Annotated in this window: 2 protein-coding genes; both read left to right on the top strand. The window is 38.6% G+C overall.

Going from position 1 to position 808, the window contains the following annotated elements; genetic code table 11:
* A partial coding sequence (locus tag BCU12_RS10765) for a LysE family translocator (RefSeq protein ID WP_133153864.1) occupies positions 1-295 on the top strand: 295 nt, incomplete at its 5' end.
* A gap of 86 nt (positions 296-381) precedes the next feature.
* Complete coding sequence (locus tag BCU12_RS10760) at positions 382-663, top strand: hypothetical protein (RefSeq protein WP_102404285.1); 282 nt, start codon at positions 382-384, stop codon at positions 661-663.
* Positions 664-808: the final 145 nt, after the last annotated feature.

The raw sequence follows: 808 nt of genomic DNA, 5'->3' as shown, positions 1-808 counted from the left end.
CTACTTTAGAGAAGGTTTATTGGTTGCGGCAACCAATCCTAAACCGATACTTTTCTTTGTTGCACTATTCCCGCAGTTTTTGGATACAAGTTACTCAATTCTTCCACAATTTGTAATTATGACTATTGTATTTATGACATTATCGTTCCTGTCATTATCTGGTTATGGTTACTTAGCTCAGCGAGCAAAAGGAGCACTGTCAAATATAGATAGTATGAAATGGTTCCATAGAATCAGTGGTGGTCTATTTGTTGGTATGGGAACAAGCATCTTATTTATTAAAAACGAAAGCTAACAAGTTGCTGCAACGGGCTCGTCAAACTGTCACGGCTGAGCAATGCGTTATATTTCTCTCGATATTGAGTATAGAAAGGAAGTTGTATGAATTTGGACAAAGCTAAGAAACGTATAGCTAAACAGGTTAAAAAAGGTTTCAATGGTTACCCAAAAATCACGATAGCGTATTACGGAAATACCAAAGATTGTGCAACAGAAGTGGTTGTACAATTTATGCTTGGCGAAGGTGATAGCGTTCAAGAAGAGCGCTTCTCTTGTGAAACTGAAATTAGAGAGAGTGAGCTCATTCAAACGACCTTACTAAAAGTAATCGAAAGAGCCAATGTCAACTCGGTGATCGAAATTGAAGGCGTCGAAAAACTATAGTTTTGTTCTTTGTAGCCTCGGTCAGTTGGCTGAGTCGTATCCAAAATGTAAACCATCAATTTAAGCTGACACCCGACGTGCAGCGAACCCAGTAGCCAAGGTGTTTATGCTGGTTTATTTATGTTGAGTGGTTGTAATCGTAAGA

The sequence above is a fragment of the Vibrio sp. 10N.261.55.A7 genome (genome assembly GCF_002877365.1).
Taxonomy (GTDB): domain Bacteria; phylum Pseudomonadota; class Gammaproteobacteria; order Enterobacterales; family Vibrionaceae; genus Vibrio.
The sequence above is the reverse complement of the archived record's forward strand: the minus strand, read 5'-3'. Positions and strand labels throughout refer to the sequence as shown.

Coding starts and splice junctions, on each gene's coding strand:
- BCU12_RS10760 (WP_102404285.1), top strand. CDS start 382: ATGAATTTGGACAAAGCTAAGAAACGTATAGCTAAACAGGTTAAAAAA.